The 13,551-nt window shown below is 60.8% G+C and carries 13 protein-coding genes and 17 tRNA genes; 3 read left to right on the top strand and 27 right to left on the bottom strand.

Annotated features, from left to right (window positions below; all coding sequences use genetic code 11):
• From ABI546_RS13700 to ABI546_RS13575, 26 genes are all read right to left on the bottom strand, one after another.
• The coding region (locus ABI546_RS13700) for an MFS transporter (RefSeq protein ID WP_348047138.1) at window positions 1-686 on the bottom strand (686 nt) is incomplete at its 3' end.
• 206 nt (window positions 687-892) lie between these two features.
• Complete coding sequence (locus tag ABI546_RS13695) at window positions 893-1,561, bottom strand: urea carboxylase-associated family protein (RefSeq protein WP_348047136.1); 669 nt, start codon at window positions 1,559-1,561, stop codon at window positions 893-895.
• A 7-nt stretch (window positions 1,562-1,568) separates the two neighbouring features.
• Window positions 1,569-2,363 carry an amino acid ABC transporter ATP-binding protein gene (locus ABI546_RS13690; protein ID WP_348047134.1) on the bottom strand — a complete coding sequence of 265 codons (795 nt, stop codon included), beginning with the start codon at window positions 2,361-2,363 and terminating at the stop codon, window positions 1,569-1,571.
• Window positions 2,353-3,033 carry an amino acid ABC transporter permease gene (locus ABI546_RS13685; protein WP_348047132.1) on the bottom strand — a complete coding sequence of 227 codons (681 nt, stop codon included), beginning with the start codon at window positions 3,031-3,033 and terminating at the stop codon, window positions 2,353-2,355. The genes ABI546_RS13690 and ABI546_RS13685 overlap by 11 nt, the downstream gene beginning before the upstream one ends.
• Window positions 3,034-3,273: 240 nt before the next feature.
• Complete coding sequence (locus ABI546_RS13680; protein WP_348047130.1) at window positions 3,274-3,936, bottom strand: amino acid ABC transporter permease; 663 nt, start codon at window positions 3,934-3,936, stop codon at window positions 3,274-3,276.
• Between the two features lie 137 nt (window positions 3,937-4,073).
• Window positions 4,074-4,862, bottom strand: coding sequence for a transporter substrate-binding domain-containing protein (locus ABI546_RS13675; RefSeq protein ID WP_348047128.1), 789 nt, complete (start codon window positions 4,860-4,862; stop codon window positions 4,074-4,076).
• Entirely contained in the window at window positions 4,859-5,647 is a 789-nt protein-coding gene (locus tag ABI546_RS13670; RefSeq protein ID WP_348047126.1) for a GntR family transcriptional regulator, read from the bottom strand. The genes ABI546_RS13675 and ABI546_RS13670 overlap by 4 nt, the downstream gene beginning before the upstream one ends.
• A gap of 257 nt (window positions 5,648-5,904) precedes the next feature.
• The gene (locus ABI546_RS13665; RefSeq protein ID WP_348047124.1) at window positions 5,905-6,465 is read right to left on the bottom strand and encodes an HNH endonuclease; all 561 of its coding nucleotides are present in this window, start codon (window positions 6,463-6,465) and stop codon (window positions 5,905-5,907) included.
• A gap of 31 nt (window positions 6,466-6,496) precedes the next feature.
• Window positions 6,497-6,572, bottom strand: a tRNA-Val gene (locus ABI546_RS13660).
• 9 nt (window positions 6,573-6,581) lie between these two features.
• Window positions 6,582-6,656: transfer RNA gene (locus tag ABI546_RS13655), tRNA-Lys, on the bottom strand.
• 7 nt (window positions 6,657-6,663) lie between these two features.
• A tRNA-His gene (locus tag ABI546_RS13650) sits at window positions 6,664-6,739 on the bottom strand.
• A gap of 17 nt (window positions 6,740-6,756) precedes the next feature.
• Window positions 6,757-6,831 (bottom strand) — tRNA-Ile (locus tag ABI546_RS13645).
• 10 nt (window positions 6,832-6,841) lie between these two features.
• Window positions 6,842-6,917: transfer RNA gene (locus ABI546_RS13640), tRNA-Asn, on the bottom strand.
• A gap of 18 nt (window positions 6,918-6,935) precedes the next feature.
• Window positions 6,936-7,121 (bottom strand): hypothetical protein, encoded by a 186-nt coding sequence (locus ABI546_RS13635; protein ID WP_348047122.1) that lies wholly within the window; start codon window positions 7,119-7,121, stop codon window positions 6,936-6,938.
• Window positions 7,122-7,157: 36 nt separating this feature from the next.
• Window positions 7,158-7,233, bottom strand: a tRNA-OTHER gene (locus ABI546_RS13630).
• 14 nt (window positions 7,234-7,247) lie between these two features.
• Window positions 7,248-7,333: transfer RNA gene (locus ABI546_RS13625), tRNA-Cys, on the bottom strand.
• 9 nt (window positions 7,334-7,342) lie between these two features.
• Window positions 7,343-7,419: transfer RNA gene (locus ABI546_RS13620), tRNA-Trp, on the bottom strand.
• Between the two features lie 77 nt (window positions 7,420-7,496).
• A tRNA-Asp gene (locus tag ABI546_RS13615) sits at window positions 7,497-7,572 on the bottom strand.
• A 36-nt stretch (window positions 7,573-7,608) separates the two neighbouring features.
• Window positions 7,609-7,684 (bottom strand) — tRNA-Pro (locus ABI546_RS13610).
• A gap of 17 nt (window positions 7,685-7,701) precedes the next feature.
• Window positions 7,702-7,781 (bottom strand) — tRNA-Arg (locus ABI546_RS13605).
• Window positions 7,782-7,893: 112 nt separating this feature from the next.
• A tRNA-Ile gene (locus ABI546_RS13600) sits at window positions 7,894-7,968 on the bottom strand.
• A gap of 11 nt (window positions 7,969-7,979) precedes the next feature.
• Window positions 7,980-8,058, bottom strand: a tRNA-Gln gene (locus tag ABI546_RS13595).
• Window positions 8,059-8,081: 23 nt separating this feature from the next.
• A tRNA-Ser gene (locus ABI546_RS13590) sits at window positions 8,082-8,172 on the bottom strand.
• A 130-nt stretch (window positions 8,173-8,302) separates the two neighbouring features.
• Window positions 8,303-8,380 (bottom strand) — tRNA-Glu (locus ABI546_RS13585).
• Window positions 8,381-8,388: 8 nt separating this feature from the next.
• Window positions 8,389-8,465: transfer RNA gene (locus ABI546_RS13580), tRNA-Thr, on the bottom strand.
• 172 nt (window positions 8,466-8,637) lie between these two features.
• Window positions 8,638-8,713, bottom strand: a tRNA-Gly gene (locus ABI546_RS13575).
• Window positions 8,714-9,187: 474 nt separating this feature from the next.
• On the opposite strand from ABI546_RS13575, the gene ABI546_RS13570 reads away from it, so the two are divergent.
• Complete coding sequence (locus ABI546_RS13570; protein ID WP_348047120.1) at window positions 9,188-9,574, top strand: hypothetical protein; 387 nt, start codon at window positions 9,188-9,190, stop codon at window positions 9,572-9,574.
• Window positions 9,575-9,823: 249 nt separating this feature from the next.
• On the opposite strand, the gene ABI546_RS13565 is transcribed toward ABI546_RS13570, so the two are convergent.
• On the bottom strand, window positions 9,824-10,666 hold the full coding sequence (locus ABI546_RS13565) for an IclR family transcriptional regulator (RefSeq protein ID WP_348047118.1): 843 nt from the start codon (window positions 10,664-10,666) through the stop codon (window positions 9,824-9,826).
• 163 nt (window positions 10,667-10,829) lie between these two features.
• Here ABI546_RS13565 and ABI546_RS13560 point away from each other — a divergent pair, with 163 nt between their 5' ends.
• Both ABI546_RS13560 and ABI546_RS13555 read left to right on the top strand, forming a co-directional pair.
• Complete coding sequence (locus ABI546_RS13560) at window positions 10,830-11,789, top strand: MBL fold metallo-hydrolase (protein WP_348047116.1); 960 nt, start codon at window positions 10,830-10,832, stop codon at window positions 11,787-11,789.
• A 29-nt stretch (window positions 11,790-11,818) separates the two neighbouring features.
• Window positions 11,819-13,549: an FAD-dependent oxidoreductase gene (locus tag ABI546_RS13555; RefSeq protein ID WP_348047114.1), complete on the top strand. Its 1,731-nt coding sequence runs from the start codon at window positions 11,819-11,821 to the stop codon at window positions 13,547-13,549.
• Window positions 13,550-13,551: the final 2 nt, after the last annotated feature.

Below are 13,551 nucleotides of genomic sequence, written 5' to 3'. Positions count from 1 at the left end.
TGCAGCACCGGGCCCACATAGGCGAACACGCTGAAGATGGCGATGAAGTACAGCAAGGTGCGTCCCCACACGCGCAGCACCGCGGGCTGGCGCGCCGCGGCGCGGAAACCCGAAAAACTGTTGCCTGCACTGGCCATGTCCGCCGGTATCAGCCAGCTTGCCGCCACCAGCGCCGCCAGGCTGGCGCCTGCTGACACCCACACCGGCACCCGCCAGCCAAACTCAAAGCCGAGCCAGGCGCCCACCGGAAGACCTATGGCGTAGCTAATGCTCATGCCCAGAAAAGTGATGGACAGTGCCCGGCCGCGCAGGGAGGGGGCCACCATGCCGACCGCCAGGGCAGAGGCCGCCGCGGTAAACATGGCTCCTGCGCCCATCAACACGCGGCCCAGCAGCAGCTGTGAAAAGTTTGGCGCGATGGCGCAGACCAGGCAGCCGGCGGTAAAGAGGCTGAGCGCCAGCTGCACGGCGCGCTTGCGCGGCCATCGGGCCGTGAGGATGATCAGCAGGGGCGCCAACACCGCGGTGGCAATGGCATAAGCCGTCATGGCCTGGCCGGCGGCCGCCACGCTGATGCCCAGCGAAGCGCTCATGGGTTGCAATATGCCGCCCAACACAAACGCGCCGCTGCCGATCACGAGGTTGCAGAGGGCAAAGAAATACAGAATGGGCGGCATGGCGGTCATGGCAGCAGGAATCCGATGGGCACGTCAGGGTGGCAGGGCCAAAGCACTGTTTTGGCAGGAATTGAGCAACAAATCGGCCTCCAGCCCAACAGCAACCAGCGCAAGCAGCTATCAAATTGAGAGCAAGAAGAGGACGGTCCCGCTATTGTGCGGGAACTCACCCAATCCTGCACGGACAGGGGGGATGGGCGGGCTGACGCGGCGCGTCAGGTTTGCGGGACCCAGGGTCCGCTGGCGGGCAGGGTGGATGCGCTCTGCAGCACTTCCAGGTCTGCTGGCTTGGGCGTGTTGTCGCCCGCGCCCTGGATTTTCACGATGTCCTGCGGGCAGGCGGAAAAGGCGACAAAGCAGTCCATCTCGGCGCGCAGCGTGATCGAGTCCCCGGCTTTCGTGACCGTAGGCAAGGTCTTGAGCGAGATGCCGTCGGGCTGAACCTGGATATTCATGAAGATATTGAACGACGCGAGGATGGCGCGCGGCGGCGTCAGACCGAGTTCAAACATTCCCTCAAACATGTTGTCGCAGCAGTTGCGGTGATAGCCCTTTACGCCCAGCAACTCATAGCGCCGGCGGTCGCAGGCTGCCATGAAGGTGTCGTGCACGCCGGGTGAGGTGTCTTCGACCACGGTGAGGATGGCGTGGCGCTGATTGGTGACGAAGGAGTCGCCCACGATGGGGTTCAATCGCTGGTTCCACACACGGGTGGTTTCCATGCACATGAATTCGTTCAGGTCGTAGGCGTTGAAGGCCCAGCAGTCCACCACCTGCGTGCCATGCGTGTTGATCACCTTGACGGCTTGCCCGGATTTCAGGCGCAACGCCTTGCCGTGGCCGGCGGGAATATGCAGTGTGCTGGGCGTCACGGGCAACGTCATGAATGGGTTACTGGATCATGCCGAGGAACTGTTTCAGCTCAGCGGTTTGCGGGTTGGAAAACACCTCGTCAGGCGGCCCGATCTCATGCACGCGGCCCTGGTGCATGAAGACCACGCGGTCGCACACCTTGCGCGCGAAGTTCATCTCGTGCGTCACCATCAGCAGCGTCATGCCTTCGGCCGCCAGGCTTTCCACCACCTGCAGCACTTCGCCTACCAGTTCAGGGTCCAGTGCCGAGGTGATTTCGTCGCACAGCAGCACGGAGGGCTCCATCGCCAGCGCGCGGGCGATCGCTACGCGCTGCTGTTGCCCGCCCGAAAGCTGGTCGGGCCAGGAATCGAATTTTTCAGCCAGGCCGACATGCTGTAGCAGCGCGCGGGCATGCTCGGCGGCGGGCGCGCCGGCCGTCTTTTTGACCAGCGTAGGCGCCAGCATGATGTTCTTGCCGACGGTCAGGTGCGGAAACAGGTTAAAGCTCTGAAAGATCATGCCGACGCGCTGGCGCAGCTCGCGCATGACCTGTGGGTTGTCGTGCAGCAGGTGTTTTCCGTCCACGCGCAAGGTGCCGCTTTGAAAAACTTCCAGCCCATTGATGCAGCGCAGCAGCGTGCTTTTGCCCGAGCCGCTTTTGCCGATGATGGCGATCACTTCACCGGCCTTGACTTCGAGGTCAATGCCTTTCAACACCTCGTTGCTGCCGAAGCTTTTGCGCAACTGGTTGATCTCAACCAGTGTCCGTTCGGACCCTGTCGGTGCGGTTGAGTTTGCGGTTGCGGGCGGTGGTGCGACGTTAACGTCCATTTCGGGCTTTCCTCTCAAGCTTGCGGGCATACAGGGAGACGGGGAAACACAGGGCGAAGTACATCAGCGCGACGCAGCTGTAGACCAAAAAAGGTTTAAAGGTGGCGTTGGTGATCATGGTGCCGGCCTTGGTGAGTTCGATAAAACCAATCACCGATGCCAGCGCCGTGCCTTTGATAACCTGCACCAGGAAGCCCACGGTGGGCGGCACGGCAATGCGCACGGCTTGCGGCAGCACGATGTACCGGAGCTGCTCGCCAAAGTTGAGCGCCAGGCTTTGCGCGGCCTCCCATTGGCCTTTGGGAATCGCGTCGACGCAGCCGCGCCATATCTCGGCCAGATAGGCGCTGGTGTAGAGCGTCAACGCCACTGCGGCCGCCACCCAGGCCGGCACATTGATGCCGAAGAGCGCCAGGCCGAAGTAGGCGAGGAAAAGCTGCATCAGCAGCGGCGTTCCCTGAAACAGCAGGACATAGCCGTCGAGTGCATGGCGCGAGATGCGCGCCGCCTTCTGCGCGCCAGGCACAGCGCGCGTTGCCGACAGCCGCCCCACCAGCAGCAGCATGCCGACAATGCCGCCGCCTATGAAGGCGACGAGCGACAGCACGATGGTCCAGCGCGCTGCGAGCAGCAGGTTACGGAAGATGTCCCAGATTGAAAATTCAATCATGACGATTCCTATGAATGGGGCAATACGTACTGAGCGACAGTGAGGATTCATCCCCAAGCCAGCAGGGGCCGCGGGACTGGCTTAGCCAGACCGCAGGCGCAGCGGCTCCCGAGGGGCTGGAGCCCGCGGCTCCAAAGCTGCCTGCGCAGCTTTGGACGGGCGACAGAGGCAAAGCGTCTCGCGAGCCGCGGCCTGCAAGGCCTCGGGAGCTACGCGCAGTGAGCGATCGTGGGGGCATATTCATCGGCCGAAGAGAAATTTCGGGCCGGCCCAGTTCAACAGTTTTCGCACGGCGATCGACAGCACCAGGTAAATCACCGTGGCAATGATGAAAGCCTCAAACGCCCGGAAGTTGCGGCCCTGGATCAGATTGGCGGCGTATGAGAGTTCCTGCGTCGAAATCTGCCCGCAGACTGCAGAGCCCAGCATCACGATGATGATCTGGCTGACCATCGCGGGCCATACTTTCTTGAGCGCCGGTGGCAACACCACGCGGGTGTAAATTTGCACGCGATTCAGTGCCAGGCTTTCAGCGGCTTCAATCTGCCCGCGCGGCGTAGCTTCAACCCCCGCGCGAATGATTTCAGTGGCGTAGGCGGAGAGATTGATCACCATCGCCAGCACCGAGGCCGTCTCGGGTGAGAGCTTGAATCCCGCCGCCGGCAGTCCAAAGAAGATAAAGAAGAGTTGCACGATGAAGGGCGTGTTGCGGATCAATTCCACATAGGTGCCCACCACCCAGCGCAGCCACGTCGGCCCGCTGGCCCGCGCCCAGGCAAAGCCCATGCCCATGAACACGCCGAGGACCGACGAGATGGCAGTCAACCCCACCGTCCACACGACGCCGGTGGCCAGCAGCGGCCATTGCGACAGCACAGCCATGAAATCAAGCTCGACACGCATTTGGTTCACTTCCTGTTGATAACGGCGCTACTTACTTCTGTCATGCCAGCAGCCGCAGTGGAACCGGCTTTGCCGGGCCACCAGCGGCGCCCCCTGCAAGGGGGGAGGCGGTTACGCGCAGCGAACCGCAACGGGGGTCAGGGAAGGTTTCCTGCGGGGCGGCCGAGCCACTTCACTGCGATCTTGTCGAGGTCGCCGTTCTTTTTGGCTTCGGCGATGATTTCGTTGACTTTCAGGCGCAGCTTGTCTTCACCCTTGGCCACACCGATGAAGTTGGGGCTGTCGCTGAGCAGCAGCTTGTATTCGGTGTTCAGCTGCGGGTTCTTGGCCATCATGTTGCCCGCTACCGAAGCGCCGGTGGCAATGAGCTGCACCTGGCCTGCGGTGTAAGCCGACACCGTGGTGTTGTTGTCTTCAAAGCGTTTGATGTCGACGCCGGCGGGTGCGACCTTGGTCAGCTCCTGGTCTTCCAGGGCGGCGCGCGTCACGCTGATGGTTTTGCCGGTGAGGTCGGCAAACGACTTGACGCTCAGGCTCTTGGGGCCGAACACGGCCTGGAAGAAGGGCGAGTAGGCGGCGGTGAAGTCGATGACTTTTTCGCGGTCTGGGTTTTTGCCCAGCGTGGAGATCACCAGATCGGCTTTCTTGGTCTGCAGGTAGGCAATGCGGTTGGCGCTGGTGACGGGCACCAGTTCAATTTTCACACCCAGCTTTTGCGCGATGTAGCCGGCCATTTCGACGTCCAGGCCTTGGGGCTTCAGGTCGGTGCCGACCATGCCGTAAGGCGGAAAGTCGGTGGGAATGGCGATCTTGATTTCTTTCGCCTTCATGATGTCGTCCAGTGCGGTTTGCGCATGAACGCCGGTGGCGCCCAGCACAGCGGCTGCGGCAAGGGCAAGGGAAAAGACACGTTTGCTGGGGGTCATAGCAGGGCTCCAAGGTAAGTTGAGGAATCTTCTGATGGTTTGGCCGAAGCACGGCCGGCTTTGCGAACACGGGTGGGCAGATCTTTGGACGGCACGCTGTTGAGCGCCTTCGCGTCCAGCGGGCTGAGCGCGCTGCGCAGGTGCGACAACGGATCGCCGCCGCCGGTCTGCAGCTTGAGCGCGGCTTGCACGCTGCCGATGTGGGTTTGCATGAGTTTTTCGGCTTTCGCCAGGTCGCCTTTTTCAAGCGCCTGCACGATCTGCACATGCTCTTCGCAAGACTGCGCCGCATCGTGCGACGACTGGTAGAGCATGGCAATGAGGGTGGTGCGCGCAGTGAAATCGCGCAGCGTGTCGGCCAGCAGGCTGTTGCCCAGGCATTCGGCCAGGCACACATGAAAGTCGCCCAGCAAAAAACTGCGCAGGCCCACGTCGTCCCCCTTGATGGCGGCCTTCTCGCGGGTGAGGTGGCTTTTGAGCTGTTTGATGGCGGCCTTGCTGACGTCACCCGTGCAGCGGATCAGTCCCATCTCGATCACGCGGCGCGCCTCGAAGGCTTCGCGCGCCTCTTCCTGCGAGGGCTCAATCACATACCAGCCGCGCCGGCTGCTCACGGTGACAATGCCGCGCACCGCCAGCCGGGTGAGGGCTTCGCGCACGATGGTGCGGCTGCAGTCAAACAGCATGGCCAGTTGTTGCTCGCCCAGTCGTGAACCTGGCGCAAGTTTCTGCGCCATGACGGCTTCAATGATGCGGTCGCTGATTTGGGAGGCTGCAATGGTCATGCTGACCAATGTATAGCAGTTACCATGCCACTGGTATACAAGATTGATGCACCAAATACGGTATTTTCCCGGAGTCGGGCGCGGCTTGCTGCACTGCCTTAGTGAGTTATGCACAGAGTTGGGGTGGTGCCGCGATACGGCCCCCAGGCCCGCGATCCCGCAGCGGCGAGGCCAGACCTGGCGGAAAGCAGAGTCTCTTGGCGCGTAAAGAAAAAGCGGCGCACTACTTTCGCAATGCGCCGCTTCGACCACTGAACTCAATTCAGCCTGGATCCCTTGGGCAGTCTGGCGGACAGCCACTCATGGACGTCGGCCCGTATATTGCGGCCGCGCAGAAGGAAGTCCTCCCACAGTGAAGGAACGTACGGCAGGTAGACCAGCGGCATACCCGCCTGGTCGGGGGTTCTGGCGCCTTTGCGGGCGTTGCACGACCGGCATGCGCTGACCAGGTTGGTCCAGCTGTAGGCGCCACCCTTGCTGTCGGGGATGATGTGCTCAGCCTCGAGATCTTTTTCGAGGAAGACCTGAGCACAGTAGGCGCACGTGAAGCGGTCTCGACGCAATAGTTTCGGTTTCGACACGGCCGGCGTGACCTCAAACAGATTGCGCCGCGGCGAGCCGCGCAGGGCGATGATGGGCTGGATGACCATCATCGATTGCTGACCACGGGCCGCGTTCCACCCGCCACGGAGCGTTATGAGGGCGCTATCGCCATCCTCCCACGCCACAGTACCGGTGGCATAGTGCAACGCCGCATCTTCAGCCGTGATCCAGGCTTGGGGCGTGCCCTGGATATCGAGCTGCAGAACGTGATACACCGTGATCTCCCGTACAGTTAAAAAATCGATTTGGTAGCTCTTGAGAGAGTCGAACTCCCGACAATCGCCTTGTAAGGGTGCTGCTCTACCTGCTGAGCTAAAGAGCTAAATGAGGATGGTGCGGGCAGAGAATTTCGAAATCTCGGCCTACCGGTTAAAAGCCGGTTGCTCTGCCTCTGAGCTATGCCCGCGTAGTAATGGGGTGCAAGACCGGACTCGAACCGGTGACCCGCGGGGTCACATCCCGCTGCGCTGCCAACTGCGCCACTTGCACCAGAAAAAGGAAAAAATTGGTAGCCGCAGCTGGCTTTGAACCAACGACCTGTGCCTTATCAAGGCACTGCTCTACCTCTGAGCTATACGGCTGTAAAAAAAATGGCTCCACGACCTGGGGTCGAACCAGGGACGACGCGATTAACAGTCGCGCGCTCTACCAGATGAGCTATCGTGGAATGAAGAATCGGGTGAGCTCACCACTCGCCGCATTCGCGGACACGCTGATCCAGGTCGCGGTTATCGGGTACCTGCTCTCGCTTTTGCAGTGCGTGACGATGCCGCACGCTGCCGGCGGCGATGACGCCGCTCAGCAGAGCGCGAACAATACGGTTGCCGGGTTTGGCCGCCCTCTTGGAGTCCGCTGTGTTTTTGGCTGTCATGGCAACGCTCCTTGAGCTTGGTTGAAATAAGGAACGTGGCGCGCCCGGGCCGATTCGAACGGCCGACAACTGGGTAGAAGCCCAGCACTCTGTCCTGCTCAGCTACAGGCGCTGAAAGCGATGAGATGGAGGCGGTGGTCAGATTCGAACTGACGCGTGCTGACGCAGGTGGATTTGCAATCCGCTCCCTTCGGCCACTGGGGTACACCGCCTGAAATCGCTGGCGGGCGCGGGAAGAGTCGAACTTCCAGCCTTCGGTTTTGGAGACCGCTGCTCTGCCTGGTTGAGCTACACACCCGTGGAAAACATGAATCTGAAGCCGCAGGACGGTTTGAAACCGGTAGCTTTCGACCACAGGTATCACGGCATAAATAGTGGCGGCCTGTACGGGAATCGAACCCGTGACCACATCCTGGACAGGGAAGTGCTCTACCAGCTGAGCTAACAGACCAAAAGTAGAAAAAGGACAAGAAGACCAGAATGAAAATGGTCCGTGCAGCAGGTCTCGAACCTGCGACCTCATGCTCCCAAAGCACGCACGCTACCAACTGCGCCACACACGGATTGACTGAAAATTGAATGGCCTCGCGTGAAAGATTTGAACTTCCGACCCTCTGCTTCGTAGGCAGATGCTCTGATTCCGGACTGAGCTAACGCGAGAAAAATGGTTGCGCTTGTTGCAAGAGGCAGGATCGAACTGCCGGCCTCGACCTTCGGAGCATTGCACTCTGACTTCGGCTGAGCTATACGCGCAAATGACTTGGTGATGCGGTGGTGGTTGCAGTTGGGACCGAGCCAACGACCGGCGGGTTATGAGCCCGCTGCTCTACCACTGAGCTATGCAACCTTAAAAAAAAATGGCAGGCCGTGATGGATTCGAACCACCGAAATGTCGGGATCAAAACCCGATGCCTTGGACCAGCTTGGCGAACGGCCCATCTAACAGATGGTCAAAATAAATGGCGGAAGATAAGGGGTTCGAACCCATGAGCCCACTTTCATGGGCTCTCGCTTAGCAAGCGAGTGCCTTGAACCTCTCGGCCAATCTTCCAAAAAATCTCCGGTTACGAGTTCCGGTGCCCCCCAATTTTTGAGGCCGGTTTCCGCACTACGCTCTTGCGAGCACTGCGCTCCTTTACTGAACAGCCGGAAGCCAACTACTTGGCTGCCAGCGCTGGAATTGGCGTCACGTAGGGGATTCGAACCCCTGTCTACAAAGATGAAAACCTTGTGTCCTGAGCCAGCTAGACGAACGTGACAATTACTCTGGTGCCCACGGTCGCGATTTGAACGGACGACCTGCCGCTTACAAGGCGGCTGCTCTACCGGCTGAGCTACGCGGGCTAAATATTGAATCCATTTCGGCTGTACCTGCATGCGGGCGGCCGGCATGAAGCCGACCGGGATCTCCCACTGCACTGCATTTCCGGGGCCATGAACCCCGGCCGCCAGCACACACGTCGCCAGATCGTCTCCTCAACCTCGCGCAGGTGACGTGAAACAGGCACACCCGAAATGGAGCGGACAGTCGGCTTCGAACCGACGACATTGAGCTTGGAAGGCTCACGCTCTACCTACTGAGCTATGTCCGCAATTTTTGCGGGACTCGCAGCCATCCAGTGTTGGCTGCTGTCCCGCTGCAAATTTTTAAAGACTCCCGCGCTGCAGGCGCATCGACGGCGCGATCACCGTCAGGGGAAAACAAAAAGGCCCGGTTCCTTGCGGAAACCGGGCCTCTGGGTGTCAGAGATTTAGAAGGTACGCTTAGGCGTCTCCTTCTCCCGGTTGTGTGGAATCCTCGTGGTTCTGTTTGGGCATGGCTGTCCGCAAAATGGACGGCACAAATGAACTCTGTCCACGACATTGGCCCATATGAACGTCAAGGCGACGCACTGCAACACCGCCCCAAACGGGGGTGTTGTTTCTTGCGAAGGTGGCTATCGGTTTCATGATGGATGCGTGGAAAGAGTTGATGTCAAAGTAGCGATGAAAGGTAATGTAAAATCTTTTTACGCCATCGTCAACGGGTCGATGCAAAATAATCTGAATCGTTGCAATCACGTCACATGGACTTCGAGAACGTCAATCGAAACAGGCGCAATAACCTGCTGATCATCATTCGAGAGTTCAGCGAGAGGGAGTTGGCCGCCGGCGAATCACCAGTCGGCATGCTGGGCCGCATCGCCAAACAACTCGGCTTAAGCGCCGGGGGACTGAGCCAGTTCAAGGGCGACGCAAAAGGTACCGCGCGGAACATTGGTGATGCAGCAGCAGCGCAAATCGAGAGCAAGTCCGGGAAGCCAAAAGGCTGGATGGATGCGGGTCACGGCGGGGACGCCATCAACCCCGCGGAAAACGCTTTCATTGAACTCGCCCGCACTGCCTGGCGGACGACGGATGCCAAAGGTCGGCGCTTACTGATGCAACTTGCGAAGCGTGGTTTTGGTTCATAGCCTGGAGATGATCTTCTCTACAAAACCAGGTCCGTTGAGAAATGACAAATTTCCAATGGCGGCGTACGAAGGCGATAGCTCTGGGACCGCCAATTTGCCTGGCTTATTCGTCAAAAGGCAGCCTCTGAGTTTTCGTTTAAGACCTTATTTCTGCGTACCCCTTGTGCCTCGGCTGCTGCTGTTTGCCCCGCGTTTGTCCGCCTGGAAATTGAGGTAAACCGCTTTCGGACGAAGGCGGTCAAGCGGGCATCAGCCTGCGCTTGCGGAATCCTTGGCGGCCTGCATCCGGTAACCCAGTCGCAGCGACACATCCATCGCTGCCTGGCGCACGGCGTGTGCAACGTCGGAGTTCCAGTCCGCCGGAAAATTATCCTCATGGCCCAACGCCGTGATCACCAGTACGGCTTTGCCCTCGTGGTCAAAGGCGGGCGCGCTGAAAGCGTTGACACTGGGAATCGGCCGGCCGGTGGCGCGCACCACGCCATGCCGGCGCAGTTCGGCCTGAATTTCGCGGATTTCCTGGTCTATGTCTTTGACGGCGCTGCGATCGAGCCGCCGTGGAGCATCACCCAGTGCGCCTTCCATGATCTGTTCCAGTTGCTGGCGGGGCAGGGTCGCGGCAAAAGCCCGTCCGGTTGCCGTGCCCAAAATGGACATCACGGTGCCCATGCGCATGCTCACGTGCAGAGGCTGGCTGGCCTCGATGTAGCGCACGATGGTCGGCCCGAAGTTGGCCCACACGGCGATGGCCACGGTCTGGTCGATGCCAAGCGCCAGTGCTTCGGCCACCGGCGTGGCAACTTTTAACGGGTCGAGCTGGTGCAGGCAGCTCAGCCCCACCTGCAGCGCGGCCGCGCCCAGCGCATAACGGCCGGTGACGGCGTCTTGCTCGATGAGCCGCAGTCGGCCAAAACTCACCAGATAGGGGTGTGCCCGGGATGCCGGCAGGCCGGCATGGGCTGCCAGGTCCTTGAGCGTCATGGGTCCTGGGTGCTCTGCCAGCGCCAGCAGCAACCGTCCGCCGATCTCAATCGACTGCACCGACCGCTGTTCTTTGGGCTCGTGCGCTGAATCGTTTTCGTCGTTGTGCATGCTGGGGCTCTCCGCAGAAGTGGCAAGGTGGCTGGGCCACAACTGGAGGCCTCAACGGCAATTTTCCTACAAATACGTTTGACAATGACAAATTTTCACTTAAGAATATGCAAACTAATTTGCAATAGACAAATTGCTAGTTTGCATCTCAACTGGAGCCCCTATGAGTACCCCCAAGAAATTCGCTTCCCAAGCCGACCTCGAAGAAAAAAAAATCACCTTCAGCCAGATCTCCGCGCATGCCTGGGCCTACACCGCAGAAGGCGACCCCAACACCGGCATCGTGATTGGCGATGACTGTGTGCTGGTAGCCGATACCCAAGCCACCCCGGCCATGGCGGCCGACGTCGTGCGCCGCATACGCGAAGTGACCGACAAACCGATCAAGTACGTGGTGCTGACCCATTACCACGCAGTGCGCGTGCTGGGCGCGGCGGCGTACAAGCCCGAGCAGATCCTGGCGAGCCAGGACACCTATGAGCTCATCGTCGAGCGCGGCGAGCAAGACAAGGCCAGCGAGATCGGCCGCTTTCCACGCCTGTTTCAGAACGTCGAGACCGTGCCGCCCGGCATGACCTGGCCCACGATGACCTTCAGCGGCAAGATGACGCTATGGCTTGGCAAGCTTGAGGTGCAACTGCTGCAGCTCGGCCGCGGTCACACCAAGGGCGACACGGTCGTGTGGCTACCGCAAGAACGTACCTTGCTGTCCGGTGACCTGGTCGAGTTCGATGCCACGCCCTATGCCGGTGACGCGTACTTCAAGGACTGGCCGCAGACGCTGGACCGGCTCGCCGCGCTGAAGCCGGCCGCACTGGTGCCGGGCCGCGGCGCCGCGCTCACCACGCCTGAGCAGGTTGCACAGGGTCTTGCCGGTACGCGCGGCTTCATCGCCGACGTGCATGCCAGCGTGCAGGAGGGCGTGAAAGCCGGAAAAGACCTCAATGCCGTCTACAAAGAGACATACGCCAGGCTCAAGCCCAAGTACGGCCAGTGGGTCATCTTCGACCACTGCATGCCGTTTGACGTGACGCGCTGCTATGACGAAGTGACCGGCTACCCCGACCCGCGCATCTGGACGGCGGAGCGCGACGCGCAAATGTGGCAAACCCTGGAGGGTTGAGACGCGCTGGGGCCAGAGGAGACAAAAAAATGAAATTACAGGAACTTCAAGACCGGCAGGGCCACGAGGTCAATTACCAGAAGTTGACGTTCGACTATGAACGCCATGCCGACCAGGACAGCGCCCACCCGGTACGCCACCCGGTGGTCGTGGTCGGCGCCGGCCCAGTCGGGCTGGCATTGGCCATCGACCTGGCGCAGCAGAATGTGCCCGTGCTGCTGCTCGACAACGACTGCACCCTGTCCACCGGTTCGCGTGCCATCTGCTTTGCCAAGCGCACGCTCGAGGTGTTCGACCGCCTGGGCTGCGGCTCGCGCATGGTGGACAAGGGCGTGTCGTGGAACGTCGGACGGGTATTTTTCAAGCGCGAAGAGATTTACAGCTTCAACCTGCTGCCGGAGAAGGGCCATGAGCGGCCCGCCTTCATCAACCTGCAGCAGTATTACGTCGAGGGCTATCTGGCCGAGCGAGCGGCCCAGTTGCCGCTGATCGACCTGCGCTGGAACAACAAGGTGATTGGCGTTGAGCAGCATGCCGGCCACGCGTTGCTGACGGTGCAAACGCCCGATGGCAATTACCAGATCGAAGCCAGCTACGTCGCTGCGTGCGACGGCTCACGCTCCAGCGTTCGCCAGTTGATCGGTCAGGAGAGCCTTGGCCGCACCTTCCGTGATCGCTTCCTGATCGCCGACGTGAAAATGACGCTGGATTCGCCTGCGCCGGGCCGTCCCACGCCGGGCGAGCGCTCCCTCGGCGGGCAGCAAGGACACGCAGTGCTGAGCCTGGGAGCCGAAGGTTTTGCCGAGCGCTGGTTCTGGTTTGACCCGGAATTTCACCCGAATCAGAGCGTGCTGTTGCACGTGCAGCCCGACAACGTCTGGCGCATCGATTTCCAGCTCGGCTGGGAGTGCGATCCCGAGGAAGAGAAGAAGCCGGAGAACATCATCCCGCGCGTGAAGGCGTTGCTCGGCGAAGGTGCCCGGTTCGAGCTTGAATGGGCCAGCGTCTATACCTTCGCCTGCCTGCGCATGGACCGCTTTCGCTATGGCCGGGTGCTGTTTGCAGGTGATTCTGCCCACGGTGTGTCGCCGTTTGGCGCGCGCGGCGCGAATTCAGGTGTGCAGGATGCCGAGAACATGGCCTGGAAGCTTGCCGCCGTGCTGCGCGGCGATGCCCCCGATGCCTTGCTTGACAGCTATGCGAGCGAACGCGAATATGCGGCCGATGAGAACATCCTGAACTCCACGCGCGCCACCGACTTCATCACGCCCAAGAGCGAGATCAGCCGGCTGTTTCGCGACGCGGTGCTGGTGCTGGCCAAAAAGCAGGCTTTTGCCCGCACGCTGGTCAACAGCGGGCGCCTGTCGGTTCCGGCCACGCTGCGAGGCTCGCCGCTCAGCACTGCCGACGTGGATCATTTTGAAGGCCGCATGGTGCCGGGTGCCGCAGCGGCCGATGCGCCCCTCGTCCACGCCGACGGCAAGGCTCGCTGGCTGTTGCGCGAGTTGAGCCCGACGCGGTTCACCGCGCTCGTATTCGGTGACGAAGCGCTGGCGCATGCCCTGCGCGACAGCCATGCGCAACTGCACATTGTCGGCATTGCCGCTAACAGCGCCCACGCGCTCGCCTTGCAGCGCTACGACGCAAAGCCCGGCACCGTTTACCTGCTGAGGCCGGATCAGCACGTTTGCGCACGCTGGCGTCAGGCCTCACTCCGCACCATCTGCGCCGCCATCGAGCGTGCACTTGCCAAGGCCTGAAG

The organism is Polaromonas sp. (genome assembly GCF_039932935.1).
Taxonomy (GTDB): Bacteria; Pseudomonadota; Gammaproteobacteria; order Burkholderiales; family Burkholderiaceae_C; genus Polaromonas.
This window is presented reverse-complemented; position numbering and strand designations above follow the sequence as displayed.